Raw genomic sequence first — 24,773 nt, 5'->3', positions numbered from 1 at the left:
TTTAAAAATTCAACGACTAAATACAATATAAATTTTAGTTAACAACATATTTAACTATTGTTAATGGTGAGATTTCACACTTGCAAATATTATTAATATTATGAAAAACAATAATTATATACTGAATTAATTTTGTAAATTACGGAGATACCATGGATTATTTTGATAGATTAGAAGCAGAAACCCATCACCTATATGAAATAGCTAATGAAGCAAGGTCAAAAGGGTTGGATGTTGAAACAGAAACAGAAGTACCTTTAGCAAAGGATTTAGCTGAAAGAGTAGAGGGGCTAGTTGGCCCTGAAGGCGTGGCACAAAGAATTAAAGAATTAGAAAAAGATATGGACAGAGAATCTGTTGCTTTTGAAATTGCAGCAGAGATTGCATCAGAAAAGTTTGAACTTACCGGTGAAAAGGCCGATTATGACCAGGAGCAAAGATGTGACCAGGGTTTAAGAACAGCACTGGCAATTCTTACTGAAGGAGTTGTAGCTGCACCGCTTGAAGGAATTTCCGCTGTAAAAATTAAAGAAAATTTCGATGGAACAAAATACATTGGAGTTTACTTTGCAGGACCTATCAGAAGTGCAGGAGGTACTGCCGCAGCATTATCCGTTCTTTTAGGAGATAAGATTAGAAGAGCTATTAATCTTGATGAATTTAAACCAATTGAAGATGAAATCGAAAGGTATGTAGAAGAAGTAGAACTTTACGAATCCGAAGTTACAAATTTACAATACTCACCAACACCAGAAGAAGTGAGGTTTGCAGCTAATCATATTCCAGTAGAGGTATCCGGAGAACAAACTGACCAAGTAGAAGTATCCCACAGAGATTTGGAACGTGTTGAAACCAATAACATCCGTGGTGGAGCACTTCTTGCGATGGTCGAAGGAGTAATCCAGAAATCCAAAAAGATTCATAAAATTTCCAAAAAGTTAGGTCTCGACTGGGAATGGCTTAGTGAATATTCCAAACCTAAAGAAGATTCCGGAAGCGATGACAGCAGCGAATCAGACGTTGTAAGTGAACCTAAATACATTCAGGATATTATCGGTGGAAGGCCAATTTTAGGATATCCTTCCGAAAAAGGAGGATTCAGACTAAGATATGGAAGATCCAGAAATACCGGTCTTGCAACAATGGGAGTTCATCCTGCAACAATGGCATTGCTTGAATTTTTGGCTGTTGGAACACAACTTAAAATTGAATATCCTGGAAAAGGAAATTGTGTTGTACCCGTAGACTCCATTGAGGGCCCAACAGTTAAACTTAAAAACGGAGACGTATTAATACTTGACAGCGTTAAAAAAGCGCGTGAAGTTAAAAAGGATGTCATTGAAATATTATTCTTGGGAGATATGCTCGTTGCATTTGGAGAATTTTTAAGAAACAACCAGCCATTATATCCCTCCGGATGGTGTGAGGAATGGTGGATTCAGTTATTGATGCGCAGCGAGAAATTCGATGAAAACAACACTGATTTGGACTTGCACAAACTTGAATACGAATATCTTCCATCAATTGAAGCTCTTAAATTATCCAAAGAATATGATATACCTCTGCATCCGAAATACACTTATTGCTATAATGATGTTACCATACAAGATTTGAACTCATTAATTGATTTGATAATCAAATGTAAATCAAGTTACAAACCTAATGAAGGAATAAAACTGGATTTATCATATCCTAAAAGAGTTCTGGAAGTCATTGGAGTTCCACATACTGTAAGAGATGGAAAGATTATAATCGATAAAGACCACTCTTATGCTCTACTTGTAACATTATCCGATAAATTACCTCAAAAAGAAACAACAATTGAAGCCGTTAATGCTGTTTCACCTGTTGAAATTAAAAATAAAGCGCCGGCATATATAGGTACTCGTGTGGGAAGACCTGAAAAGTCTAAAGAAAGGTTAATGAGACCTGCACCACATGGATTATTCCCTATTGGAAATTATGGAGGTTCAAGAAGATTAATTGCGACAGCCGCTAAAAAGGGTAATGTCAAAATAGAATTAGCCAGAAGGAAATGTACAAATCCTGAATGTGGAATCAGCTCATTTAACTCACTTTGTCCTAAATGCGGACATCCTACTGAAATAAGTCCGTATAGTCAAAAAAATATACCACTCGCCTCAATGCTTAAAAAAGCGTCAGACAACGTGAAAGTCAGAAGAGTGGATGAGGTAAAAGGTGTTGTCGGTATGATATCAGAGGCAAAATTACCTGAACCTCTTGAAAAAGGAATACTAAGAGCTAAAAATGAAGTGTTTACATTTAAAGACGGTACAATACGACATGATTCTACCGATTTGCCTTTAACTCATTTTATTCCAAAAGAAATTGGAGTTACAGTTGAAAAACTCCTGGAAATGGGTTATGAAAAAGACTGTTATGGAAACCCTATTGAAAATGAAGATCAAATCATCGAGCTTAGAGTCCAGGATATTGTAATTTCAGACAATTGCGGCGAATATTTACTTAGAACTGCACAATTTATTGATGATGAACTTGTAAGGTTCTATGATATGGAACCGTTTTATAATGTTAAAGAAAAAAGTGATTTGATTGGACATCTGGTAGCGGGACTTGCACCGCACACATCCGCAGGAGTTCTTGGAAGAATTGTAGGATTTACAAAAGCTTTGGGATGTTATGCGCATCCTTATTTCCATTCTGCAAAACGTAGAAACTGCGACAGTGATGAAGATGCAGTAATGCTGCTTCTCGATGCATTAATTAACTTTTCAAAAACATACTTACCGAATACTAGAGGAGGAAGTATGGATGCTCCTTTGGTTTTATCTTCAAGAATAGATCCGGAAGAGATAGACGACGAATCTCACAATCTAGATATTTTCGAGAGATTCCCTGTTGAATTTTATGAAGAAACCTACACTCCTCATAAACCGGCTGATGTATTGGAATACATTGACAATGTAGAAATGCATTTGGGAACACCAGAGCAATATGAAGGGTTAATGTTTTCCCATCATACCTCCAATATCCATGCAGGACCTACAATCTGTCTTTATAAAACATTGCCATCCATGAGAGAAAAGGTAGAAGCCCAAATCAGTCTTGCTGAAAAGATTAGAGCTGTTGACCAAAGAGGTGTTGTTGAGAAAGTTTTATCATCTCACTTCCTGCCGGACATTATGGGTAACTCAAGGGCATTTTCCAAACAGAAGGTAAGATGCACCAAGTGCGGTTCAAAATACAGAAGAATGCCGCTTACCGGAAAATGTAAATGCGGAGGTAATTTAATCCTTTCTGTTTCAAAAGGATCAGTTACAAAGTATCTCGAAATTTCACAGGAATTAGTTAATAGATATCCAGTTTCTCATTACCTGCGTCAGCGTTTAGAGATTCAGGAATTTGGTATTAACTCATTGTTTGAAAGTGATAAATCCAAGCAAAGTTCATTGGACATATTCTTCTAGCAGATTACTTTTCAAATGCTCTCGGACATTTTGTTTTTAATATTAATTACATATTAAATTTCAGAGTATATAAATAACGTTCGAATAATGACGAACAATTTATATACTATAAGATTCTAATTAATAATTAGAGTTGTTCGTATAGATACGAACAATAATTATACAAGTGATTACATAAAGTATGGTATGTGAGAGAATGCTCTCTCGTTTACTTTTTATGCTTTTTTAAAACGTAGGAAAAATGGTGGTGAAATATATGGAAAAAATATCAGAATTAGGTAATAATTTAAATGAAACCGTTAAAATTAATGTAGAAAAAAATAACGGTATCAAAGAAAGATTTAGCTACGAAAAGCTAGTCAAATCATTAGTAATGGTTGAAACACCATTCTTTGAATCTGACAAAATTGTGGCTACAGTAGTATCTCAATTATACGATGGAATCAAAACCAAAGAAATTAAAAAAATCGTATACGAATGTCTTGAAGATATAGACCCTGAAATAGCAAACAAGTACTTAGCAAGTACCCAATTGAAAGTACGTACTTCCAGAGATACTATTGAAGCATTTGACTTATCAAAAATTGCTAACACCCTGATTGAAGAAACCGGTGCTAGCCAAGAAACTGCTTTTGAAATTGCTACTGAAACCTGGAAAGAACTTAAAAAATTAAATGTTGAATACTTAACCGCTCCAATGATTAGGGAAATGGTTAACACCAAATTGATTGAATACGGTTTAGAAGACTTAAGAAGCCGTTACACTCGTTTAGGTATCCCTGTATACAACATTACCTCTTTAATTGAAAATGGTAACAGAGATAATGCAAATATGATTCACAACCCTGAAAGTATTCACAAACATGTAGCTGACGAAGCATTAAAACAATATGCACTTTTAAAAATGTTGCCTGCACACTTAGCTGATGCACACATGTCTGGTGACATTCACATTCACGATTTAGAGTTTTTCGCTGGAAGACCATTAAACTGTATGCAACATGATATCAGAACTTTCATCAAATACGGTCTTAAAGTAGACGGTACCGGTGACCACACATCCATTGCAGGTGCACCAAACCACATGGAAACTTTAATGAACCACACCGGTGAAATTATGCTTGCAGCACAACAAAACATGTCCGGTGGACAAGGAATGTCCTTATGGAACGTATTTGTTGCTCCATTTGCAAGAGGAAGAACTTATGATGAAATCAAACAATCTGTACAAATGCTTGTCTACAACTTGAACATGGCATACGCAGCAAGAGGATCCCAAGTGCCATTCACAAGTATGGCATTAGAATTCGGTGTTCCTGATTTCTTAAAAGATGAAACCGCATACGGTCCAAAAGGTAAAGTGGTCGGAACTTATGCAGACTATGAAGAAGAAACCAGATTAATCCAAAGAGCATTCACTGAAACTTTACTTGACGGAGATAACGAAGGTAAACCTCATTTATTCCCAAATACTATTTACACCCTCCGTAAAGAAACAATGACCAGTGAATACGAAGATGATATCCGTTTAGTACATGAATTGTCTGCAAAATACGGTTCATCTTACTTTGTAAACATGTTCCCTAAATACAGAGGAAAAATGGCAAACTATATGGGCTGCAGAACCTGTTTACAAGACACCTGGACTGGTGACTGGGACCAAGACTGTTTAAGAACTGGTAACCTTGCATACGTAACTCTAAACTTCCCAAGAATCGGATACCAATCCAAAGACGAATCCCAAGTATTTGAATACTTAGACGAATACATGGATTTAGCAGTTGAAACCTTAATGCTTAGAAGAGAACAAGGATTAAAATGTTTAAATGACTTCCATATCTTACCGTTCTTAAAACAGCAAGTTGCTGAAGATTCATACTACAGAATCCAAAACTCAACATTGTCATTTGGTTTCGTTGGACTTAATGAAATGTTATTATCCTTATTTGGCGAAGGTATCGAAAATCCAGATGCAAATAAATTTGGTGTAAAATGTCTCGAATATGTAAATGATAGAGCAAACCAATTAAAAGACGAAACTGGACTTAGATGGTCTGTTTTACAAACTCCAGCTGAATCTACTGCATACAGATTTGCAACTCTTGATAAAAAACAATTCGGAGATGAAGTTATTGTTCAAGGTGACGGAAATGCTAACTACTACACTAACTCCTCTCACGTGCCAGTAGATACCAGTGCTTCTTTAATTGAAAAAATCAAAATTGAAGAGCAATATCACAGCTTAACTCCTGGTGGACACATCTTCCATGCATTCATGGGAGAATCTTACTCAGATCCAGATTCATTAATGAGCTTAACCAATAAAATAGCTAAAAAATCCGACATCGGATTTTGGGCTTACAGCTCAGCTTTAAGTTTCTGTCTTAAATGTAAAACTTTAATGAAAGGGTTAAATAATACTTGCCCTACCTGCGGTGAAAGCGAAGATGTAGAATGGTATGATAGGATTACCGGATACGTTCAACAAGTTGGACGTGCAAAATCTGCATCCGGAGGATGGAACCCAGGTAAACGTCAAGAATTAATTGACAGAAGAAGATTTGAAGATAACTAAATGTTATCTTCTTCACACCATTTTTTAAAACCGAAAAAACCATCGACTAATATTTTTTTCAAAAACAGAAAATTTTTTAAAAATCGCCGAAAAAGTAAAAGTATATTAATACCATCAAACTAAAATTATAATATTATCATATCACTGATGATAATTTGTTATTTTCATATTCTATGTTACTAGTATTTATGGGCTTTTTTAATACTAGGTAGCTGATAACATAGATTCAATTATATACCCAGACGAGAACTGATTTAAGAGGTAATACAATGCAAAGATCAAGAGGATTAAAAAGTAGATCAAGAAAAAAAATGACTAAAGTACAAAGACCGGGTAGAACTAACCCTATTACTAACAGACTCCAAAAATTCGAAGAAGGAGACTTAGTTCACATTACTATTAACCCAAGTATCCAAAAAGGACAACCATCTCCTAGATTTCATGGAAAAACTGGTAAAATCACTGGTCAGAAAGGTAAAGCATACATCGTATCCTTAAAAGATGGAAACAAACCAAAAGAATTAATTGTTAGACCTGACCACTTAAAATTACAAAACTGATTTTTATGATCGGAAAAAACATCATTGAAAGCGAACCTATATCTGGCGCTAAAGTTAAAAAAGTTCTTGAAGACTTTTCTGAAGATAATGAATTAAATTATGAGCAAAACATTACTTTAAATCATCTTGCTAGATTCAGAAGATATTCTGTCGAAGATTCAGAAGAGATTATTGAAAAACTTCAAAGCGAATTCAAATTAAGACCAAAAGTTGCGGTTCATATTGTAGATTTAGTTCCTCAGGATTTAGCTGATATGAGGTTAATTTTTGCAAAAGAACCAGGTCAAGTTGACAAAGAAGAAATGGAAAAAATTCTTGAACTTTTGGAACAATATGATATTATCGAATAGTTGCTAACTATTCCCTTTTTTTATTTATTTTTACAATTATCAAATCAATTTTTATGCGCTTTTTTTAGATATGTTTATTACATTTAAAAATAAAAACTAATAATAAGATTTATGTTAAGTCAAATTTTTGACTGACAACAAACAATAGTGAAGTGATAAGATGAATAATAATAACAAAAAAGAGAGGACACCAGCAGTAAAAAAAGAAGAAAATGCTGTGATACTTGATTATTTAAGTAGAGGATATGTTAAATCTGACATGTCTAAATTTGGTGGAAAAGCAATTGCTCAAGCTATTGGTACAGAACAATTCACTTTACTAGAATTAGCTCCTAAAAATGGCGTAGATTTAGAAATCCAAGATACAGTATATATTGGGAAAGGAAAAAGAGATAAAATTTATAGAGTTCTTGGCAAATTGAATTTCGAAAATCTTACTGCAACAAGTAGAATAGAACTTGAATATGCCATTCGTGACATCGTAGAAGCTAATGAAGAAAAATTTGTTGCTTTCTTCAATAATGCTGAAGCACTAAGTACCAGGCTTCACAGCTTAGAGCTAATTCCGGGAATTGGTAAGAAATACATGTGGGATATTATTAATGCAAGAGAAGAAAAACCTTTCGAAAGCTTTGCAGATATTTCCGAAAGACTCCCTACTTTAACAGACCCTGCAGGAATGATTGTTAACAGAGTTAAACAAGAATTAGACACCACAACTGTTAGAAGAGGGAAACGTAAATATTACCTATTTACACAAGCCCCAAGAAGATCAAGATAAAGTGATAATTTGAATAGTGAATCTTCCCAATCCCTATCTAAAGAAACCAAAAACATCTTGAAGGAATATGGAATAAAGTTAAATAAAAATCTCGGTCAAAATTATTTAATCGATAAGAATAAGCGAGACCAGATTATTAACTTCGCAAACATTGACAAAAATGATGTTGTTTTAGAGATAGGAACTGGGATAGGAACACTAACTATTGAACTTGCCAGACGAGCCAAAAAGGTAATCGCTATCGAGCAAGACCCCAATATTGCAAATATACTAAAAAAACGACTTAAAAAAGAAAAAATAGATAATGTAGAGTTAATAAATGATGATGCACTAAACGTTGATTTTCCATATTTCAACAAAATCGTCTCAAATCTACCTTATCAAATTTCATCACCTATAACTTTTAAATTTTTAAATTATGATTTTGATTTAGCCATCTTAATGTATCAAAAAGAGTTTGCAAGACGCATGAATGGCTCTGTTGGTACTAAAGATTATTCCAGGCTTTCTGCAATGCTATATTTTAAATGCGATGTCGAAACTTTAACGGATGTAAGTTCAGAAAGCTTCATACCAAAACCAAAGATTGATTCAACAGTAGTTAAATTAACTCCAAAAGAAAATAAAATCCCCGATGAGGATTTTAAGATATACTCAAAATATACAAAAGCTTTATTCCAGCATAGAAACAAGAAAATCAGAAATGCTTTGATTGATTCAAGACATATCATCTGTAAGCTTGACAAAAAAGAGATGAAAGAAAAAATCAATGGTATCAAATCAGATGAGTTGAATGAATATCTAAAGCAAAGGGTAATAGCTATTAAGCCCGAAGAAATATTATTTTTATCAAAAGAACTGAATTCAATTTTAAATGAGTAAGATATTATGCCTGATTTTATTATAAATACTGATGACAACGTCTATATTCCTGCTGAAGACAGTTATCTGTTAGCAGATAATTTGGAAATTAAAGAAGGGCAAAGTGTTTTAGAAATTGGAACCGGATCGGGCATTGTTGCAATGTATGCTTCAAAACTAACCGACAATATTACCGTGACAGACATTAATTTTGATGCCTGCGAGCTTGCAAGAAAAAATTTTGAGGCAAACAATATCAAAAACATTGAAATTCTATTTGGAAATTTGTTTGAACCTGTGAAAAATAGAAAGTTTGATGTAATTTTATTTAATACTCCATATCTACCAACTGAAGATGATGAAGTTATTGAAGACAATTTAAATTATGCATTTGATGGTGGATTAAATGGCAGGAAAGTTATAGAATTATTTTTAAATGAAGTGGGAAATCATTTAAATGATGGTGGAATTGTCCAGCTGATTCAGTCTTCACTTTCAGACAATGAGAAAACTTTAGACATGCTGGATGAATTGGGATTTATTGCAGAAATTGCCGCTTCAGAGCACTTCTTTTTTGAAGACATCACATTAATTAATGCATACAAAATTTAAAAGGTGAAAATTATGGAACAATGGAAAATGTCAATTATAACAGGAATCGCACTGATAATACTTGGAATAATATTCATTATACTTAGAGGTCACGTAAGCATTTGGCTGGCGATAGTAATTATATTGGGTATTGCAGATATTGTAATAGGATTAATAAGAAAAAATAGATAATAAGGAGAATTATAATTCTCCATCAAAAACAAGTTCAGCAGGACCTTCCATGAAAGCTCCAATGGACTCGTCTTTTTGATAAACGTTGAATTTTAAGTCTCCACCAGGCAAATGAAGTAGAATATCTTCATCGAATAAACCTAGTTTATAGCCTGAAATAGCTGTGGAAGTTGCACCTGTACCGCATGCAAGTGTCACACCGGCGCCTCTCTCCCAGGTAATCATTTTACCTTCGTTTTTAGAGATAACTTCAACAAAGTGCACATTGATTTTTTCAGGGAAAACTTCGTGAGCTTCGATTGCAGGACCGTATTTGTCTATGTCGATTTCATCCACATTATCAACAAAGATTATCGCATGAGGATTTCCGACACTGATAGCAGTGAGGTTGAAAGTTGTATCGATAACCTCCAGTTCACCGTCTAAAAACTCTTCCTCATCAGATGTCATCGGTATTTCAGGAGTTTTGAATGTTGATAAACCCATATCCACCTTGAATAATACCGGTTCATCATCTTGTAAGGTAATCTCAATTGTTTTGATTCCTGCCCTTGTCTCAACAGTCATTTTTTCCTGTTTTAGAATACCTTTTCTGTAGACAAAATCACCAAAGCATCTAATACCATTGCCGCACATTTCAGCTTCGCTTCCATCTGGATTGAACATCCTGTATCCGATGTCAGCTACCTCAGATGGTTCTACAAATAAAACACCATCCCCGCCTACTCCAAAGTTTCTGTGGCATAATATTCTGCATGCTTCAGGTTTGTCAGCTTCAGGAATGACTTCCCCTTTACTTTCATCGATTATTGGAAAGTCATTGCCTATTCCGTGCATTTTTGAAAATTTCAATCCTTTTAAATCTACCATAAAAATCAACTTATTTTAAGTGTGGAGGTACAGACTGTTTTGCATATAAATCTTCAAAGGTTTCCCTTTCACGTACCAAATTACATTTTCCGTCAGTTACCAATACTTCAGAAGCCAATGGTCTTGAATTATAGTTGGATGCCATTGTAAATCCGTATGCGCCTGCATTCAATATTCCCAATACATCTCCCTCTTCAACATCAGGCATTGGTCTGTCACGTGCGAATAAATCTCCGGATTCGCATACGTTTCCTGCAATATCGACTTCCTGAGTATTTTCAGCATCCATTTTGCTTGCATCAACAATATGGTGGTATGAATCATACATTGCAGGCCTTAAGAGAGTGTGGAAACCTGCGTCTACACCTATGAATTTTCTGTAACTTTGTTTTACACTGTTAACAGTAACGAGAAGAACGCTTGCATCCCCTACGAGGTATCTTCCAGGTTCCAAATACATTGTAGGATTTCCCATGTCATATTCATCCAATTTTTCTTTAAATAAACCGATATTAACTTCAGCAAATTTATCCAAATCCACAATGTTTTCTTCAGGAGTATATGGAATTCCTACACCACCACCGAAATCAACAAATTCAAAGTCAATTCCAGCTTCCTGGTGAACTTTTCCGGCAATGTCCATTGTTGATTCGATAGCTAATTTGAACGGTTCAGGATCAAGGATTCCGGATCCGATATGGGAGTGCATACCAATAGGGTTGAAACCTAATTTTTTTGCCATTTCATAGACTTCTACAGCTTCATTGTCCATAATACCGAATTTACTCATTACTCCACCGGTAATACAATGGTCGTGGTGTCCTGCACCTACCATCGGGTTAACTCTAAATGAGATTTTTAATCCTTCAGGATCAACTACTTTAGCTAATCTTTTAAGTGCTGATACGGAATCGATATTTAAAACCGCACCTTCGTCATGTACGAATTTCAACTCGTCGTTGGTAATGTTGTTACCTGTAAATAAAATTCTGTCTCCGGAAAATCCGAGCATTTTAGATATGTGAACTTCTCCAGGAGATACAGCATCAATACAGCAACCTTCAGACTCTAAAATTTTCATTACAGCAAGGTTGGTATTAGCTTTACATGCGTAAAAGACTTTGAAATCAGAATAATATTTTGTAAAAGCACCATAAAATCTTTTATAGTTATCTCTTATTCTATTCTCATCAATTACATAGGTTGGAGTTCCAAATTCTTCTGCAATATCAATTGCATCTGCTCCACCAATATCCAAGTGGTTTTTATCATTAATTTTAATATTTAAATCCATAATTAAACTCCTATAAAAAGTTACATTATGTTTTTACATATTCCCCTCAATCTATTTAAAATTATTTAAGGAAATGATTTTGCCGATTGAATTAATAATATTGAAATGAAAATATTAATTAGGTGATAGTATGGATATGCCTTATGGTTTAACCGTTCGGGGAATAATCAAAAATGAAAACAATGAAATTTTAATAGTCAAAAGACACCCTAAAAGTAAAACAGACCCTGAAATGTGGGAATTGCCTGGTGGAAAAGTTGAAGCAGGAGAATTTTTTGCCGATGCGCTGATTCGTGAAATTAAAGAGGAAACTTCACTGGATGTTAAAGTAGGAGACTTTTGTGAAGCCATTCAGAATGACTATATGCACAAAAGAACCGTGCAGCTAATGATGTATCTAACCGACGTTACCGGTGAAGTTGAAATCAGCGAAGAGCACACAGACTGGATGTGGGCTAATTTAGAGAAAATAAAAACATTGAAAATATCCACATCACTTGAAAAAGTATTAAAAAAAAGAAATTGGGAAATCTAATCAACAAAAGTTTGATTATCTAAACCCAATATGCCCATTCGGCAGTGTGGACAAAGTGAAGATTCGCCTAAAACATGAAGCTCATCTCCGCAATCCGGACAATAGTCATAGCTGTCATCAATGAATACTGTCAAATCATTAGTGTGATCTTTTAAAATCTCTTTCATTAATGAATCTTCCAGATTTGCATTATTTTCATGAATAACAAACTTGTTAATCTGTTTTGAGCAATCCTTACAGTAATATCCGTAATACTTTCCGGAAAAGTCATTCGGTTTGTCATCGAAATCATTCAAATCAACATCACCAACATGGAAATTTCCTTCAATGTCAAGTGCGAATGCCTTTTCAAGCTTTAAATCCAAATCCTTGCCGCAAACAATGCAGTTTTGGAACTTATTGTCGAAATCTATGATTTTGGTATTATCATCCATATTTTCTATAATCTGGATGATAACCTCTTTTGAAATGGTGGGGGATTTTTCGCTGATGTGGAAATTATAAATAAATTTCTTGCAGTTATAACAGTAATATTTATAAATTCCCCCTGAAGCAAGGGAGTTGGAAGCTTTTTGAGATGAACTGACCGCCAGCATACCCACATGAACCTTGCCTTCACTATCAATCCAAAATATATCAGAGGAATCGTCATATTTAAATCCACAATCACTGCAAGAATATTCAGTACGTATGCCCATTGTATCACCTATAAAATTTCATCTAAAGCATTAACAAACTCATCAATCTCTTCTTTTGTAATTATTAATGGTGGAACAAATCTTAAAACATTGTCTGCTGTACAGTTGATTAAAAATCCGGCTTCGCGAAGTTTATCAACATATTCAGCACCAGGTTTTGTTAGCTCCAAACCAATTATTAATCCTTTACCTCTTACATCGGCAATAATGTCCTTGTCTAATTTTTTCAATTCAGCGATGAAATATTCGCCGACTTCATTAACATTATCAAGGATATTTTCTTTTTCAAAAGTATCTAAAACAGCATTGGCTGCTGCGCATACCAAAGGACCTCCGCCGAAAGTGGTTCCGTGATCGCCAGGTACAAATGCTCCAGCCACTTTTTCAGTTGCAAGGATTCCGCCCATTGGGACTCCTCCGCCAATACCTTTAGCCATTGTCATGATATCCGGTTTTACACCAAATAACTCATGTGCAAATAAAGTTCCGCATCTTCCAAATCCTGTCTGAACTTCATCTACGATAAATACAATGTCCTTTTCATGACAGAGCTCTTCAATTTGTTTTAAATAATCTGCATCAGGGACATTTACTCCACCTTCACCCTGAATAGGTTCAACTATAATGGCGGCAGTATTTTCGGTTACTGCTTCTTTAATGGCTTCAATATCATTATATGGGACATTGATGAATCCTTTTGGCATGACAGCCTTAAATGGTTCATGGTACTCCTCATGACCAGTTGCTGCAAGAGTCATTATTGTTCTTCCGTGGAAAGAATCAACAGTTGAAATTATTTCGCTTTTACCAGTGTATTTTACAGCTAACTTAATGGCACCTTCATTTGCCTCAGCACCACTGTTTGCATAAAATATTCTATCAAAGCTAGTCAAATCAACCAATTTTTTAGCATATACCAAAGCTGGTTCATTGTAGTAAATACTTGAAATGTGAATAAGCTTTTCTGCCTGGTCCTGAATAGCTTTGACTAGTGCAGGATGATTGTGACCTAAAGCATTAACTGCAATGCCTGCAAACATGTCCAAGTATTCATTTCCATCAATATCAACTACTTTTACACCATCTCCATGGTCTAAAACGATTGGTTGTCTTGTAAAAGTATTAATGAAATAATCATCTTCAATTTTAATTAATTCTTGAGTATTCATTTTAATCCTCCATAAACTATTTAATCATTAACATTTATAATAATAATATTATTTAAAATTGGTGATAAAATGAAAGTCGCAATTATTGAAACTGATAAAGGGAACATTGAACTTGAATTGTTCCCAAATGAAGCACCTGGAACTGTTGCTAACTTTGAAAAATTAGCAAATGAAGGATTTTATGATGGTTTAACATTCCACAGAGTAATTCCGGACTTTGTAATTCAAGGCGGATGTCCTATTGGAAACGGAACTGGAGGACCAGGTTACACAATCAAATGTGAAACTGAAGGAAACCCACATAAACACGGTACTGGTGCATTATCCATGGCACACGCAGGTAAAGACACCGGTGGAAGCCAATTCTTTATTACACACTCACCACAACCACACTTAGATGGTGTTCACACAGTATTTGGTCAGGTTATCAAAGGCCAAGATGTTGTAGATGCCATCCGCCAAGGTGACAAAATGAATAAAGTCACCATCGAAGAAAGATAATTTCTTTATCTTTCAACCTTATTTTTTATTTTTTACTGTAAAATTGCTTTTGTTTTGTAAAATTGACCTCAAACAAAAGTTAAATTATAAATAAAACCTCCAACATAGTTAATATAAGATTTTAACTAATTTAGAAGTCATGGAGGCCCAGATAGTATGGAAAACCTCACAACACTATGCAAAGAATGCCACGAAAAGATTCATAACAAAGAGTTGAAATTCAACAAAAAAGTCAAATCATTCAAACATGCTTCCCACATGAATATCATGAGGAAAAGATTGGTTGAATTGCTTAAAAATGAGTTTGATAATGTTTTTGAAACTTTCGGGTATCTGACTAAATACACTCGTGAAAAACTTGGTATTAGTAAGTCCCATTGCAATGATGCATATGTAATCAGCCATAATTTCAATGCAGAACAATCCAATGTCGAATTCTTATATCGCAAAGTCAGAAGACATAACCGTCAAATCCATAAATCCAAACCTGGAAAAGGAGGCATACGAAAACGCAACCAATCACCCTACATCGTTAACGGATTCAGAAGGTTTGATAAAGTACTGTATAATGGAATAGACTGTTTTATCACAGGCAAACGCAGTAGCGGTTACTTCCAATTAAAAAGATTTGATGGTGCTGTTGTCAGTCAAGGAGTAAGTAGTAAAAAGTTAAAATTATTAGAACCAGTGAAAGGCTGGTTAATAGCATGGAAGTTGGCAAATTCCTCCCCGACCTAAAAGAGGTCGAGATATCCTTTGCCAAAAATAAGATGAAGGAATGAAAATAGCACAAAAACTTAATGTTTTAAGAAAATATAGAAATATGGTTGATTACGACTCACAAAAACCTCAAAACATAAAGCATACCTACAACCGGTGCCAATTTAAATCAAAAAGAATATTTGAATTATTAAAAGAATTGAATTAATTCGAAGCACCATTAGATTTGATTCCAACTAATGAAGCAAATACTGATGCTAAGCATAACACCACACAGATGATACATGTTATCTGACAGCTTTGAATTAACAGAGGGAAGTATTTTTCAACTATCGGTACATTACCCATCACAAATGCAAAAATTAATGTTAATATTCCCATACTCATTGCCTGGCCAACAGTACGCATTGTTGAAACCGCAGCGGATGCGACTGATGTGTCTTTAGGTGGAACGGAACCCATAATAACATTTGTATTTGGAGGTGAAAACAATCCAAAACCAATACCATAAAGAACCATAGCCACTATTAAAAATTCAAAGGAAGTTTCATTGCTTAAAAATGAGAATAAAATCAAGGAAACTGTACCTAATCCCATTCCGATTGCGGCCAATTTTTGAGGAACATGTCTGTCAGACAACCTGCCTGCAATTGGAGCAAGTATCACTTGACATATTGGTGCAACTAAAAGAATAATACCTGCAATTTGTGAATCAAAACCCTTAATGTATTGCAGATGATAATTTAAAATTGTTGTTACAGCATATGTCGCCAAATATGCGCACAGAGAAGCAAAATTAGCTGACAGGAATTGACGATTTTTGAAAAACCTTACATCAAAGACAGGATTGTCCTGCTTTAATTCTATAAGGCAAAATACAATTAAAAAGACAATGCCCAAAACAGTTAAAATTACACCAAATGTCTGATTTAGTATTGTAAATCCATATATGAACAGGACCATTCCAATTCCATATATTAATGATCCTTTAAAGTCGATTGGAACATTTTCAAAAGTAATCCACTCATCTTTTACTTTGAATAATAGCAGTGCCAGGATTACAAATAAAAATGGAACGCCGAATAAAACTACAGACCTCCATCCCAAATTATAATTCAATACACCTCCAAGAAATGGAGATAATGACAGCCCGATATAAACGGCAGTAATATTAATTCCCAGAGCTTTTCCTCTCTCCTGAGGCTTAAAAGCTGAAACTACCATAGCCATTGATGTGACATTGATTAAAGACAGTGAAATTCCCAATATTAAACGGCATGCCAAAAACTGCTCTGACGATGTGACCAAAACATTAACAACAGAAATTATAATAAAAAGAACAATACTTAAGACTGTAACCTTCTTAAGACCATATTTTCCGGAAATCTGACCTCCCGGAACAGACATTACAGCTACAACCAACAGAAAGATAATTGTAACCCAATTTTGAACAATATTGCTCATCTGAAATTCGGCAGCGATTGTTGGAATTACAACTGTCACTGCATTGACTGCAAAAACAGTGAAAAATGACAATACCGAACAAATCAAAAGAATTAGGTTTTCTGATTTCATAATTATCTTGTGTGTTGTACTAAAACTATGTTAATTCCGTTGGGATCTATAACTCTAGCCATGTACCCAACTTGAGTTTCAACAGGTTTTAAAGCAATATTAGCTCCCTTTTCCTCTAATTTTTTAATCTCTTCATTAATATCTTCAACATCCATGCCGATAGAATAGATTCCAGTTTCAAAAGCAGTACTTTCGATTAATTCCAGTCCAGCAAATCCATCACCATTAAGCAATGTAATTTTACCGCCCGGAACATCAAATTCCTCATCAAAAGTAAAATCAAAAGTTTCTGTGTAATATTTGACGCTTTCAGCCATGTCATCAACAATCATTGTAGCATATCTGATTTTCATGAAAAATAGTATATTTTTTATCAGATATAATAAATTCTATTTCAGTTTCTGCATTAATCCGGACATGCGCGCATAATGGAACATGTACAGCTGAACATAACCTGCATTTTCTCCAAATTGCTCCATTCCAAAATCCCTTACCTTGGATACACTTATATCTTTTCCATCAAAGTACAGGTGAGATACAATGCGTTTTATCCAAACATCAGATGGAAACGCCTCTTTAAAATTAAAACCATAAAGCAATATGCAGTCAGCGACTTTAGGTCCTACGCCCGGAACTTTTAAAATGGTGTCAAATGCTTCATCATATGACATTTTATAAATTTCCGAGAGGTCCATTTCAACTGTAAAAAATTCTGAAGCCTTTTTCATATAGGGTGCTCGATATCCGACACCACATGATTTCAAGTTATTTCCACAAGATTTACCGCAAACCAACGATTCTTCATCATCATCTTCGAATAAATCCTGAATTATTACTTTATCTGGAAATGTATAATAATTATCAAAATAGTTATTTCCCCATTTTTCTTTCATATCGCACATGGATTTTGTCCATCGTTTGATAGAATTATTTGCCGATGAAATTGATGAGATTATACATTCAAACTCATCCTTTGCAAGAAATAGTCTCAAGCCATTGCAAAATTCTGACATTTCACTGAGTTCTGCATGATTGGACAAATACTTATAAAATTTATTCAAATCAAAATCCAAATCGTAAATATACTTCAATTTGGAAATTGCCTGCTTTTTTGAAATATCTCCTGTAAAATCAAAATCCAAATAATCTCCAGATTGTTTAACATCAAAAAGAACCGGTTTATCCCTAACCATGACAACTTCTCTAAAAGAGTCATTTTCCCTAAACCATGGAGGCTGAGAAGTCTGACCGGACATTTGGGTTAATTCCAAATCAATAGGGGCTTTAATTATCATAATCTAACAGCCACATTATTTTCTTTTAAGTATTGTTTAACTGTGCCTATTGAATACTGATTAAAATGAAATATGCTTGCTGCAAGAGCTGCACTGACATCGGTTTTTTCAAATACTTCCAAAATATGACTCGGCTCGCCAACACCGCCACTTGCAATAACCGGAATATCAACTGCATCATTGATAGCTTTATTTAACTCAATGTCATACCCATTTTGAGTACCGTCACCATCCATACTGGTCAAAAGAATTTCACCTGCACCCAAATCCTGACATTTGACTGCCCATGCAATAGCATCTATGCCTGTGAACTCACGTCCGCCATAAATGCTTGTATCAAACCAGCAATATCCGTTTTCAGTTTCAATGACAATCTTATCCGGCACGTCATCCGGATGGTCCACATATCTTCTTTTGGCATCAATTCCAATTACAACTGCCTGTGAACCTACAACTTTGGAAGCTTCAGTCAAAAGTTCCGGATTTTTAATTGCCGCAGTGTTTGTTGAGCATTTATCCGCTCCGGCCTTTAGCATTTTAATATAATCGTCAACTTTTCTTATTCCACCGCCTACACAGATAGGCATAAAAACATTTTCAGTCAACCTGTCAATAACATCGGCCATGGTGGCACGTCTTTCATGTGATGCAGTAATATCCAATACGACTACCTCATCAGCACCTTCCTCATAGTAACGTGTTGCAAGATCTACCGGATTACCAGCATATCTGATCTGTTTAAATTCAACACCTTTAACGACTCTGCCTTCTGGAACTTGCAAATCACAATCTAGACAAGGAATAATTCTTTTAGTTAACATGAATATCAAAATAAATAAAAAAAAGTAGTATTGTTTTAAAAAACAATATCTAAGCTGAGTATCTTAAAACAAAACAGAATATAGCTAAAATTATAGTAGCAATAAGAACATGCTCAGGGGAAAGTTTTGGACCTAAACTTTCTTCATCAAAGTATCTTACTAAACCTGCACCGGTTTGAGGCATAGAAATTTTATCATCTTTTTTCGCCATAATAATTCTCCCTTAAATTAATCAATAAAAATAACTGTATATAATTATTTTATTACTAGTATATAAAGTTTAAATTTTTTCTTTTTTGATTACTTTAATATCGCTGATTCTTGTATCCGGGTATTGACCATCCTCATCTTTTTCGACAGCTTTTACCATGTCCCATACAGTAAGCAATGCTACACTAACACCAGTTATTGCTTCCATTTCAACACCAGTTTTGCCTAAAGTATTAACTGCGCATGTAGCTATTATTTCAGTGTCTTTAACTTCAAAATCAAGTTCTATTCCTGTTAAGGCTAACGGATGGCAAAGTGGAATAATTGATGAAGTGTTTTTAACTGCCTGAATTCCTGCAATTTGAGCAGTAGTTAAAACATTTCCTTTTTTGATTTCCTCATTTTGAATTAAATCTACTGTATTTTTGTCTAAAAAAATACTTCCTTTTGCAATAGCTCTTCTTTTTTGGTCAGGTTTTGAGCCAACTTCAACCATGTGTACTCCACTGTCTGTTAAATGTGTAAATTCATCTCCCATAATATCTACTTCTCACTTACTTCAATTACATCTAATTGTTCGCAAATAGCATTAACGCCCAATATTTCACCTACATTAGGTTTGCTTCTTCCTTCATCGCCGGAAATTAATTCTTTAATGTATAGTCCACCCTCTGTTTTGATGGTCATTGCAAATGTCATATCATCAATTATTTCATATGACAAATCAAGAACATGTTTAATGCGCACCATATCGGTACGTCTTCTAAGTACGCGCAATGGTGTTTGCTGGTGGATTTCATTTAGTTTTGTTAATTCATCGAGTTTGGACTCGTCAAATGCCTCATCACATTTAACGATTGCCCTATAAACTTTATACGTATTAGGTGAGGACTGTTTAATTTCAGCTTTTCTTGGCCTTTCACATGGATGGAGATTATGATAAGCAGTTTTTCCCTCATTTATCTTATTTATTTCAGATTCCAGTTTAGCATAATCCAGATTTCGGATTCTCGGTTCTTTAATTTCCAAAACGAATGGCCTGCCGGAACCCAACATTAACACATCAATGTCTTCACGGCCGGCACCGTGGAATTTTGCTTCACGACCTTTGGTTAACTTTAATACATGCTCGGAGATTAACTCTTCTACTGATTCGGGATATTGTTTTCCTGTGAAATTACATTCTTCACATCCTCTGCCTTTACATTTGCTGCAAGGCCATTTTGTCTGAGGTATTCCACGTTTTAATTTATTATATTTACCTTCAATGTATAACGGATTAATCTGAATTTTAACTTTTGGCTTTCTTCTTAAATCAACATTAAAAACAATGTCTTGTCTTTCAAATTCGGCTTCTTTATCATACCTTTCCCAAATTCCAAGACCAATTAACCGGTTTACTTCTTTTTTAATGGTTTCAACAGTTAAATCGAATTTTTCGGAAAATTCTTCATCTCTTTTTTGAATTTCCTTATCAATTTGAGATCCTACAAGAAATGTTTCAAATTCAACGCCTAACTGTTTGATTTTATCATCAATCTTTTTGTATAAATTCTCATCAAGTTTGTCAAACAGGTTATCGCAGATTACGCATTCAACGTCATCCAAGTCAATGCCGAACTCGTCACATACTTTATCAGCTCTTTCAATGTTGTTTGAGCCTTCAATTGTTTTTGATAATTTACGTCCTAAACAATTTTTACAGATTTTTCCATCTGTTTCATCCAAAATTTTTTTAGCTAATTCGTACATGTTATCTGTTCATGAATTGGCCCATCATACGATTCATTGCACCGCCGCCTAAACGGCCACCACGTTTTCCGATACCTTTCATGGTCTTTTTGGTGTTGTTGTAATATCTTAAAAGTTCTTTGACTTCACTTTCATCAACACCTGACCCACGAGCAATTCTGCGGACACGTGACTGTTTGATGATTTTAGGATTTAGCATTTCCTCTTCTGTCATTGAGGACATCATGATTTTATAGGAATCTATTTTATCTTCTGTCATTTTTGACGCTTCTTTTGTAATCTTGTTTCCCATTCCAGGAATCATATTAAGGACCTGCTGCATCGGACCCATACTGTTCATCATTTCAAACTGGTTTTTCATGTCCATTAATGTGAATTTACCTGTCAGCATGTTGTTCATGGTTTTTTCGGCAATGTCCTCGTCAATGTTTTCCTCAGCTTTTTCTATAAGGGATTTGATGTCTCCCATTCCAAGCAGTCTTGAAATAAATCTTTCAGGATCAAATAGCTCAAAGTCATCAATTCTCTCACCGGTACCGATGAATTTGATTGGAGCACCTGTTTCTGCTACAGCAGACATTGCACCTCCCCCTTTGGCTGAACCGTCCAATTTGGTAATGATGATTGATCCTATATCTGTAGCCTGTGAAAATGCTCTTGCCTGTTCACCTGCCTGTTGGCCTATTGTACCGTCAATAACAAGAATAGCTTCGGTAGGATTAATTATATTATCCAATTCGTCCATCTCAGCAATCAGATCTTCTTCCTGCTTGTGCCTACCTGCAGTATCGAAAATAATAACTTTTCTGTTTTTAAATTCCTGCAAACCTTTTTGGGCCAAATCGAGAGCATCCTTATTTTCAGGATCCCCATATAACGGAACATCCATCTCTTCAGTCAGTTGCCTTAACTGTTCGTAAGCCGCAGGCCTCCATGTATCTGTACAGACCACTGCTGGGTTGAAACCTTTCTTTTGCAGGTATCTGCATAATTTACCGATTGTAGTAGTCTTACCACTACCCTGAAGACCCAGGAACAGAATTTTGTAAGGCCTTTCATTAATGTCCAGTCCGGCAGCCTCACTGCCTAAAAGGTTTACCATCTCTTCATAAATGATGGTTATAACATGTTCTCTTGGAGTAATACCCTTTGGAGGTTCCTCTTCAAGAGCCCTTTCCTCAATTTTTTTTGATAAATCTAAAACTAATTTAATATTAACGTCAGATTGAATTAAAGCACGTTGAATGTCTTTGACAACTTCTTTTATTGTTTTCTTATCAATAACAGACATTCCCACTAACTTTTTCATCGTATTAGTAAGATTTTCTCCTAAATTTCCGAGCATTGCCATTTTTAATCACTCAATAAAAAATTCATATTAGCAAAATTATATAATCATATTAAAATATATTTATATTTACTTAAGTTTTAAATTTTTTGTGTGAGACTATGTTAGAGGAAGTAAAAAAATCTTTAGAAGCATCACCAATTGTGAAAAAAGGTGACTACAATTACTTTGTAAACCCAATTAGTGATGGAGTTCCTGCAATGGACCCTAAAATGTTGCGTGAATTATCATTAGCTGTTCATAAACATGCAGATTTAGATGTTGATAAAATTGTGGCTGTTGAAGCTATGGGAATACACTTGGCTACCGCCCTATCTCTTGCAACCGATATTCCATTTGTTGTGATACGTAAAAGACAATACGGTCTTGAAGGTGAATTTGAAGTTTATCAGAAAACAGGCTACGGTTCATCAAACCTTTATATCAACGATTTACATAAAGGGGAAAAAATATTGCTTATAGATGATGTTGTAAGTACCGGAGGAACATTAATAGCTTTAATTAAAACCTTACAGGATTTAGGCCTTGATATAAAATCAACAGTAGCAGTCATTGAAAAAGGTGAAGGAAAAGAAATTGTTGAAAAAGAAACTGGAATAGATGTATTGTCTATCGTGAAATTAGATGTTATCGATGGAAAAGTAGTTATTGAAAAAACAATCGAAGATTAAAATGTCAATGTATGATATGGATTTGGACAAAGTAATCCGTAAGATCAATTCAAAAGATGCACAAACCGTCGGCCTTCAGTTTCCGGAGGGTCTTAAAATGCAGGCGGTAAAAATTGCCCGTAAAATTGAGGCAGAAACCGATGCAACAGTCATTATTTCTGGTGACCCTTGCTTTGGAGCCTGTGATGTAAGTGACTGGAAAATGAAGGGGTCAGTCGATTTGATAGTACACTACGGACACACACCACTTCCACTGAAATATGAAGTTCCGACACTTTTTATTGAAGCTTTTTCAAAGATTGACATTAAAAAAAGTCTAGAAAAATCCCTGGAAGAACTTAAAAATTATTCAAGAGTTGGACTTGTAACAACAACACAACACCTGCATCTTTTAGCTGAAATTAAAGATTACTTGGAAGATAACGGCAAGGAAGTGATTTTAGGATCTTCCCCATCAACCAGAAAAGGACAGGTTTTAGGCTGTAACTTTTCATCCATCAAAGATTTGGACGTTGAAATAATCCTTTTTATCGGAAGCGGAAACTTCCACCCTTTAGGAATTAATCTGTTTGCAAGTACCCCAGTATTGGCTATTGATCCGTATAATAATGAATTAAGAACAATGGATGAGTATGCCGACAGAATTCTGAGGATTAGATTCGCCAGAATTACTAAAGCCCGGAGCGCAACAAAATGGGGAATTATTGTATCATCTAAAGAAGGACAATATCGGATGGAACTTGCAAAAGCAATCAAAAAGAATCTCGAAGACCATGGAATGGAAGCCTACATCATCTTAGCGGACAATATCAATCCGGATATATTGCTACCTTATCTTGAACTGGAAGCATTTGTTGTTAGTGCCTGTCCTAGAATTGCAATTGATGATTCGCAGATGTATAAAAAACCACTTTTAACACCGCAGGAATTGGAAATTGTATTGAATAAAAGAGAATGGGAAAACTACCAGTTGGATGAAATTTTATTCCATGAAAGGTATAAATAGCTTTAAATATTAATATAAATAAAATTATTATATTAAGAAATTTTTTATAAATCTTTTATTTTGGTGATTTTAATTGAGTGAGAAAGAAGATAAAATAGTAATGCCTGGAGATAAATTAGGAATAATCGAACAGTATCTCCCAGGAGAAGGTACTTATGACGATAATGGTGACATAAAATCATCAGTACTTGGTAATGTTAAAATTAATCAAAAAATGAAGGTTATTTCTGTTGAGGGTACTGCAAAACCAGCTCTTCTAAAAGTTGGAGATATAGTATACGGTCAGATTACCGATATTAAACCTCAAAGAGCAAACGTGAATATCGAATGCATTAAAGATAATGCAAGACCTTTAGCTCTTCCTTATATGGGAGCAATCCATATATCTCAAGCTAAAAAAGATTATCTAGAAAAATTATCAGACGCTTTTAGAATAGGAGACATTATCCAAGCTAAAGTAGTAAAAATTACAGGAGATAATGTTGATTTAGGTACCGTTGATGAGGATTGCGGAGTGCTTAAGGCAATGTGTACACGCTGCAGAGATTATATGCACACTACCTCAAAGGAAAATGAACTTCAATGTAATACTTGTAATAAAAAAGAAAGGCGTAAAGTTTCTAAAAACTACATTAATGATTAATTAGGTTGATAAAATGGAAAATATTGAAATTATTGAAGATAAAACTTTAGAATTAACATTTATTGTAAAAGATGAAAGTCATGGAGTTTGCAATGCATTAAGACACATTTTAATGCAGGATCCGGACGTTGAATATGCTGTTTACAATATTGATCACCCTCTAACTGGAAAACCAGAAATGACAATCAAAACAAAAAGAGGAAAAAGACCAAGAGTTGTCTTGAAAAAAGCAGCTGAAGAACTCCAAAAAGAAAGTACTGACTTTAAAAAACTTATTGACGAAGCTTTATAGCTTCACTATTATTT

26 protein-coding genes and 1 pseudogene are annotated in these 24,773 nt (G+C 34.7%); 15 read left to right on the top strand and 12 right to left on the bottom strand.

From position 1 onward, the window contains the following. Positions 1 to 152 precede the first annotated feature (152 nt). From polC to IJL02_RS11105, 8 genes are all read left to right on the top strand, one after another. A complete protein-coding gene (polC, locus tag IJL02_RS11140) occupies positions 153 to 3,449 on the top strand; it encodes a DNA polymerase II large subunit (RefSeq protein ID WP_292816416.1) in 3,297 nt (1,098 codons plus the stop codon). 244 nt (positions 3,450 to 3,693) lie between these two features. Further along, on the top strand, positions 3,694 to 6,024 hold the full coding sequence (gene nrdD / locus IJL02_RS11135) for an anaerobic ribonucleoside-triphosphate reductase (RefSeq protein ID WP_292816414.1): 2,331 nt from the start codon (positions 3,694 to 3,696) through the stop codon (positions 6,022 to 6,024). Positions 6,025 to 6,293: 269 nt separating this feature from the next. Beyond that, complete coding sequence (locus IJL02_RS11130) at positions 6,294 to 6,584, top strand: 50S ribosomal protein L21e (protein WP_292816412.1); 291 nt, start codon at positions 6,294 to 6,296, stop codon at positions 6,582 to 6,584. A gap of 5 nt (positions 6,585 to 6,589) precedes the next feature. Next, on the top strand, positions 6,590 to 6,934 hold the full coding sequence (locus IJL02_RS11125) for an RNA polymerase Rpb4 family protein (protein WP_292816410.1): 345 nt from the start codon (positions 6,590 to 6,592) through the stop codon (positions 6,932 to 6,934). A gap of 160 nt (positions 6,935 to 7,094) precedes the next feature. Continuing rightward, a complete protein-coding gene (locus IJL02_RS11120; RefSeq protein ID WP_292816408.1) occupies positions 7,095 to 7,715 on the top strand; it encodes a DUF655 domain-containing protein in 621 nt (206 codons plus the stop codon). Between the two features lie 9 nt (positions 7,716 to 7,724). Then, positions 7,725 to 8,597: a 16S rRNA (adenine(1518)-N(6)/adenine(1519)-N(6))-dimethyltransferase RsmA gene (rsmA, locus tag IJL02_RS11115; RefSeq protein WP_292816406.1), complete on the top strand. Its 873-nt coding sequence runs from the start codon at positions 7,725 to 7,727 to the stop codon at positions 8,595 to 8,597. 6 nt (positions 8,598 to 8,603) lie between these two features. Continuing rightward, entirely contained in the window at positions 8,604 to 9,188 is a 585-nt protein-coding gene (locus IJL02_RS11110) for a HemK2/MTQ2 family protein methyltransferase (protein WP_292816404.1), read from the top strand. A gap of 12 nt (positions 9,189 to 9,200) precedes the next feature. After that, complete coding sequence (locus IJL02_RS11105; RefSeq protein ID WP_292816402.1) at positions 9,201 to 9,359, top strand: hypothetical protein; 159 nt, start codon at positions 9,201 to 9,203, stop codon at positions 9,357 to 9,359. Positions 9,360 to 9,368: 9 nt separating this feature from the next. On the opposite strand, the gene dapF is transcribed toward IJL02_RS11105, so the two are convergent. Together dapF and lysA are read right to left on the bottom strand one after the other, a co-directional pair. Next, positions 9,369 to 10,229: a diaminopimelate epimerase gene (gene dapF / locus IJL02_RS11100; RefSeq protein ID WP_292816400.1), complete on the bottom strand. Its 861-nt coding sequence runs from the start codon at positions 10,227 to 10,229 to the stop codon at positions 9,369 to 9,371. Between the two features lie 10 nt (positions 10,230 to 10,239). Continuing rightward, on the bottom strand, positions 10,240 to 11,523 hold the full coding sequence (gene lysA / locus IJL02_RS11095) for a diaminopimelate decarboxylase (RefSeq protein WP_292816398.1): 1,284 nt from the start codon (positions 11,521 to 11,523) through the stop codon (positions 10,240 to 10,242). A 130-nt stretch (positions 11,524 to 11,653) separates the two neighbouring features. Here lysA and IJL02_RS11090 point away from each other — a divergent pair, with 130 nt between their 5' ends. Further along, a complete protein-coding gene (locus IJL02_RS11090) occupies positions 11,654 to 12,058 on the top strand; it encodes an NUDIX domain-containing protein (RefSeq protein WP_292816396.1) in 405 nt (134 codons plus the stop codon). On the opposite strand, the gene IJL02_RS11085 is transcribed toward IJL02_RS11090, so the two are convergent. Further along, positions 12,055 to 12,756 (bottom strand): hypothetical protein, encoded by a 702-nt coding sequence (locus tag IJL02_RS11085; protein ID WP_292816394.1) that lies wholly within the window; start codon positions 12,754 to 12,756, stop codon positions 12,055 to 12,057. The two genes, IJL02_RS11090 and IJL02_RS11085, sit on opposite strands and share 4 nt — an antisense overlap. 8 nt (positions 12,757 to 12,764) lie before the next feature. Next, positions 12,765 to 13,925, bottom strand: a complete 1,161-nt coding sequence (locus IJL02_RS11080) for an acetylornithine transaminase (RefSeq protein ID WP_292816392.1) — start codon at positions 13,923 to 13,925, stop codon at positions 12,765 to 12,767. A gap of 69 nt (positions 13,926 to 13,994) precedes the next feature. On the opposite strand from IJL02_RS11080, the gene IJL02_RS11075 reads away from it, so the two are divergent. Both IJL02_RS11075 and IJL02_RS11070 read left to right on the top strand, forming a co-directional pair. Further along, on the top strand, positions 13,995 to 14,426 hold the full coding sequence (locus IJL02_RS11075) for a peptidylprolyl isomerase (protein ID WP_292816390.1): 432 nt from the start codon (positions 13,995 to 13,997) through the stop codon (positions 14,424 to 14,426). 144 nt (positions 14,427 to 14,570) lie between these two features. After that, positions 14,571 to 15,164: pseudogene (locus IJL02_RS11070) on the top strand (HNH endonuclease); the annotation flags it as partial. Between the two features lie 186 nt (positions 15,165 to 15,350). Here IJL02_RS11070 and IJL02_RS11065 read toward each other — a convergent pair. The 8 genes from IJL02_RS11065 to IJL02_RS11030 all read right to left on the bottom strand — a co-directional run bounded on the left by IJL02_RS11065 (position 15,351) and on the right by IJL02_RS11030 (position 22,150). Beyond that, on the bottom strand, positions 15,351 to 16,721 hold the full coding sequence (locus IJL02_RS11065) for an MFS transporter (protein ID WP_292816386.1): 1,371 nt from the start codon (positions 16,719 to 16,721) through the stop codon (positions 15,351 to 15,353). A 2-nt stretch (positions 16,722 to 16,723) separates the two neighbouring features. Continuing rightward, a complete protein-coding gene (locus tag IJL02_RS11060; protein WP_292816384.1) occupies positions 16,724 to 17,074 on the bottom strand; it encodes a VOC family protein in 351 nt (116 codons plus the stop codon). Positions 17,075 to 17,110: 36 nt separating this feature from the next. After that, on the bottom strand, positions 17,111 to 18,016 hold the full coding sequence (locus IJL02_RS11055) for a DNA glycosylase (protein ID WP_292816382.1): 906 nt from the start codon (positions 18,014 to 18,016) through the stop codon (positions 17,111 to 17,113). Beyond that, positions 18,013 to 18,837, bottom strand: a complete 825-nt coding sequence (hisF, locus tag IJL02_RS11050; RefSeq protein ID WP_292816380.1) for an imidazole glycerol phosphate synthase subunit HisF — start codon at positions 18,835 to 18,837, stop codon at positions 18,013 to 18,015. The genes IJL02_RS11055 and hisF overlap by 4 nt, the downstream gene beginning before the upstream one ends. A 49-nt stretch (positions 18,838 to 18,886) precedes the next feature. Next, entirely contained in the window at positions 18,887 to 19,048 is a 162-nt protein-coding gene (locus IJL02_RS11045; RefSeq protein WP_292816377.1) for a preprotein translocase subunit Sec61beta, read from the bottom strand. A gap of 69 nt (positions 19,049 to 19,117) precedes the next feature. Next, entirely contained in the window at positions 19,118 to 19,585 is a 468-nt protein-coding gene (gene moaC / locus IJL02_RS11040) for a cyclic pyranopterin monophosphate synthase MoaC (protein WP_292816375.1), read from the bottom strand. Positions 19,586 to 19,590: 5 nt separating this feature from the next. Then, on the bottom strand, positions 19,591 to 20,799 hold the full coding sequence (locus IJL02_RS11035) for a tRNA pseudouridine(54/55) synthase Pus10 (protein ID WP_292816373.1): 1,209 nt from the start codon (positions 20,797 to 20,799) through the stop codon (positions 19,591 to 19,593). Between the two features lies 1 nt (position 20,800). Continuing rightward, the gene (locus tag IJL02_RS11030; protein ID WP_292816371.1) at positions 20,801 to 22,150 is read right to left on the bottom strand and encodes a signal recognition particle protein Srp54; all 1,350 of its coding nucleotides are present in this window, start codon (positions 22,148 to 22,150) and stop codon (positions 20,801 to 20,803) included. Between the two features lie 98 nt (positions 22,151 to 22,248). On the opposite strand from IJL02_RS11030, the gene hpt reads away from it, so the two are divergent. The 4 genes from hpt (at position 22,249) to IJL02_RS11010 (ending at position 24,759) form a co-directional block, all read left to right on the top strand. Then, complete coding sequence (hpt, locus tag IJL02_RS11025) at positions 22,249 to 22,818, top strand: hypoxanthine/guanine phosphoribosyltransferase (protein WP_292816369.1); 570 nt, start codon at positions 22,249 to 22,251, stop codon at positions 22,816 to 22,818. A gap of 1 nt (position 22,819) precedes the next feature. Further along, positions 22,820 to 23,824, top strand: coding sequence for a diphthamide biosynthesis enzyme Dph2 (gene dph2 / locus IJL02_RS11020; protein WP_292816367.1), 1,005 nt, complete (start codon positions 22,820 to 22,822; stop codon positions 23,822 to 23,824). A 100-nt stretch (positions 23,825 to 23,924) separates the two neighbouring features. Then, the gene (locus IJL02_RS11015) at positions 23,925 to 24,467 is read left to right on the top strand and encodes an exosome complex RNA-binding protein Csl4 (RefSeq protein WP_292816483.1); all 543 of its coding nucleotides are present in this window, start codon (positions 23,925 to 23,927) and stop codon (positions 24,465 to 24,467) included. 13 nt (positions 24,468 to 24,480) lie between these two features. Beyond that, the gene (locus tag IJL02_RS11010) at positions 24,481 to 24,759 is read left to right on the top strand and encodes a DNA-directed RNA polymerase subunit L (protein ID WP_292816364.1); all 279 of its coding nucleotides are present in this window, start codon (positions 24,481 to 24,483) and stop codon (positions 24,757 to 24,759) included. Positions 24,760 to 24,773: the final 14 nt, after the last annotated feature.

The organism is Methanobrevibacter sp. (assembly GCF_017427765.1).
Taxonomy (GTDB): Archaea; Methanobacteriota; Methanobacteria; order Methanobacteriales; family Methanobacteriaceae; genus Methanocatella.
This window is presented reverse-complemented; position numbering and strand designations above follow the sequence as displayed.